The sequence below is a fragment of the Frankia sp. CpI1-P genome (genome assembly GCF_001421075.1).
GTDB classification, from domain to species: domain Bacteria; phylum Actinomycetota; class Actinomycetes; order Frankiales; family Frankiaceae; genus Frankia; species Frankia torreyi.
In genome coordinates, this window is the sequence record NZ_LJJX01000122.1 from 1 (window position 1) to 3,057 (window position 3,057).

Below are 3,057 nucleotides of genomic sequence, written 5' to 3' on the forward strand. Positions count from 1 at the left end.
AGCGGGAACGGTACTGGCTGGCTCCCGACGGCCGCGGCTCCGATCTCGCCGCCGCCGGACTCGACCCCGCCAACCACCCCCTGCTCGCCGCCGAGATATTGCTCCCCGAGCGCGACAGCGCCATCTTCACCGGACGGATCACCCGCGACACCTATCCGTGGCTGGCCGACCACCAGATCGGCTCGGACGTCCTGCTGCCCGGCGCCGCCTTCGTCGAACTGGTGGGGGCGGCTGCCGCCCGGATCGGGCAGGAGCGAATCGCCGAGCTGACCATCGTCAGCCCGGCTGTGCTGCCCGCCAAGGCCACTCTGCGGGTCGAGGTCGTGGTCGGCGAGCGGGACGCGGCCGGCCGCCACCCGGTGGATGTCTATTCGCGNCTCCTGGCGGACGGGGCCGAGGAGCCGCAGGACCAGGGCGATGAGTCCTGGACACACCACGCCACCGGCCACCTCGCCGCCTCCACGGAGGAGATCGCGGCGCCCAGGGCCGACGCGGGGCAGTCCTGGCCGCCGCCCGACGCGATACCCCTGCCCATCGATGATCTTTACGAGACTCTCGCGGAGCGGGGCTACGTCTACGGGCCGAGTTTCCACGGGCTCAGGGCCGCCTGGAGCCTCGGGTCCGCCCGCTACGCGGAGGTCCGGCTGCCCGCCGGGGTGGACGTCGCCGGCTACGCGTTGCATCCCGCCCTGCTGGACGCCGCCCTCCACCCGCTGCTGATCGACGTACCCACCGACGCCGGCGACGACGGGGCCGCCAGCCCGGTCCGGCTGCCCTTCTCCTGGTCGGGTGTGCGGATACACGCGAGCGGCGCGACGGCACTGCGGGTCCGGCTCGCCCCCGCCGGGGCAGAGGCGACCGAGATAGAGCTCTTCGACCCGACGGGAGCCCCGGTGGCCACCGTCGAGGCGATGGCGACCAGGCCGGTTCCCGTCGGTGCCAGTGCCGGCCCGCTGCGGGGCTCGCTGTACGGCGTCGGGTGGACGCCGGTGAGTCCGGCGCCCGGGACGGACCCGGACCCGGTCCTCGACTCGGGAGCCGACCCGGGAGCCGACTCAGGAGCCGACCAGGGGCTGCCGTTCGAGACAGGCGCCATCCCCGACCCGGCGGTCGTCGGCGCGAACGTCGCCCCCGGGCCGGCCATCCAGGCACTGCCCGGTCCGCAACGGGAGCCGGGCGCGGACGCCTTCGTCGTCCTCCCCCACCGGGTGTCGGCCACCAGCGCACAGGTCCGCGAGGCTGCGGCCTGGGTGCTGGCCGCGGCTCAGCGCTGGCTGGCCGAGGAGCAGACCGGATCCCCGCGGCTGCTGGTGGTCACGCGGAACGCGGTGGCGGTGAGCGAGCAGGACGCGGCACCCGACCTCGGCGCGGCCGCGGCCTGGGGGCTGGTGCGCGCGGCGCTGGCGGAGCATCCTGGGCGGTTCGTCCTGCTCGATCTCGATGCCGGCGCTCTCACGCCGAGGATCGCGCAGGCGGCGTTGGCGGCTGGAGAATCCGAACTCGCGCTGCGGGACGGCGTCTTCCACAGCCCACGTCTGACCCGGCTGGCGCCGTCCGCTCCGAGCGTCGCGGCCGGAGNGCTGGGGGATCCGAACGGCACCATCCTGATCACTGGTGGCACCGGGATGCTCGGTCGGCTGCTCGGGCGGCATCTGATCACTCGCCACGGGGCTCGTCACCTCCTGCTGGTTGGCCGTCGGGGCCCGGAGGCGGACGGCGCGGCGGAGCTGACCGCGGAACTGCGTGTGCTGGGAGCAGAGGTCAGCGTCGTCGCCTGTGACGTGGCGCAGCGCTCGGCCCTGGCCGAGGTGCTCGACGCGGTGCCCGCGGCCCATCCGCTCACCGCGGTGATCCACGCCGCCGGGGTGCTGGACGACGGTGTCGTAAGCGCCCTGACCACCGAGCGCCTGGCGGGCGTCCTGCGCCCCAAGACGGACGCCGCGCTGAACCTGCATGACCTCACGGCCGGTCACGACCTCGCGGCGTTCGTGCTGTTCTCCTCGGTCGCCGGCGTGATCGGCAACGCGGGCCAGGCCGCCTACGCGGCCGCCAACGCGACCCTCGACGCCCTCGCGCAACGGCGGCAGGACGCCGGACTGCCCGCGATCAGCCTCGCCTGGGGGCAGTGGGCGGCCGACGGCGGCATGACCGACCATCTGAGCGCCGTCGACCTGAACCGGCTGGGCCGCCTCGGGGTCGCCCCGCTGTCGACGCAGGACGGGCTGGCCCTGTTCGACGCCGCCCTCACCACCGGCCGGTCGCTGGCCGTTCCCACCCGATTCGACCTGCGCGCGCTGCGTGACCGCGCCGCGGAGGGGGAGTTGCCGTCCGTGCTGCGTGGACTGGTCCGCGCGACCGGCGCCGTCGGCCGGACGGCCGCCGGCCGGACTGCGGGCGGCGCCGAGGCCCTCGCGGCCCGGCTGGCCGGCCGCACGAGCGCCGACCAGCTCGAGCTGCTCCTGGAGTTGGTCCGGGAGCGCGCCGCGGCGGTGCTCGGCCACGCCAGTGCGGCCGCGGTCGACCCCACCAGGCCCTTCAAGGAACTCGGGTTCGACTCACTGAGCGCGGTGGAGTTCCGCAACGCGCTCACCACCGCAACCGGTGTCACCCTGCCTGCCACGCTGGTGTTCGACCATCCCACTCCCCTCGCCGTCGCCGAGCGGCTGAGCCAGGACCTCGTCGGCCGATCGCCGGGCGGCCTCGCGCCGGTGGCGACCATCGTGGCCGACCCGAACGAGCCGTTGGCTGTGGTGGGGATGAGTTGCCGTTTCCCGNGTGGGGTGCGTTCGCCGGAGGGTTTGTGGGGGTTGGTGGCGNCGGGTGGGGATGCGATTTCGGAGTTTCCGTCGGGTCGGGGTTGGGGTGCGGGTCTGTATGATCCGGATCCTGATCGTGCGGGTTCTTCTTACAGTCGTTTCGGTGGTTTTCTGCATGATGCGGACGAGTTTGATCCGGGGTTTTTTGGTATGTCGCCGCGGGAGGCGTTGGCGACGGATCCGCAGCATCGTCTTCTGTTGGAGTTGACGTGGGAGGTGTTCGAGCGGGCGGGTATTGATC

General features: G+C 73.5%; 3 protein-coding genes and 1 pseudogene. All 4 read left to right on the forward strand.

Translation table 11 applies throughout. The features are described 5' to 3' along the window. Positions 1–80: 80 nt before the first annotated feature. A partial coding sequence (locus tag FF86_RS69635; RefSeq protein WP_396230216.1) for a hypothetical protein occupies positions 81–376 on the forward strand: 296 nt, incomplete at its 3' end. 94 nt (positions 377–470) lie between these two features. Then, positions 471–1,578, forward strand: a 1,108-nt coding sequence (locus tag FF86_RS69640) for a polyketide synthase dehydratase domain-containing protein (protein WP_396230217.1), incomplete at its 3' end; no start/stop codon positions are given. A 29-nt stretch (positions 1,579–1,607) separates the two neighbouring features. After that, the coding region (locus FF86_RS69645) for a type I polyketide synthase (RefSeq protein WP_396230218.1) at positions 1,608–2,774 on the forward strand (1,167 nt) is incomplete at its 3' end. Between the two features lie 43 nt (positions 2,775–2,817). Beyond that, positions 2,818–3,057: pseudogene (locus tag FF86_RS36920) on the forward strand (beta-ketoacyl synthase N-terminal-like domain-containing protein); the annotation flags it as partial.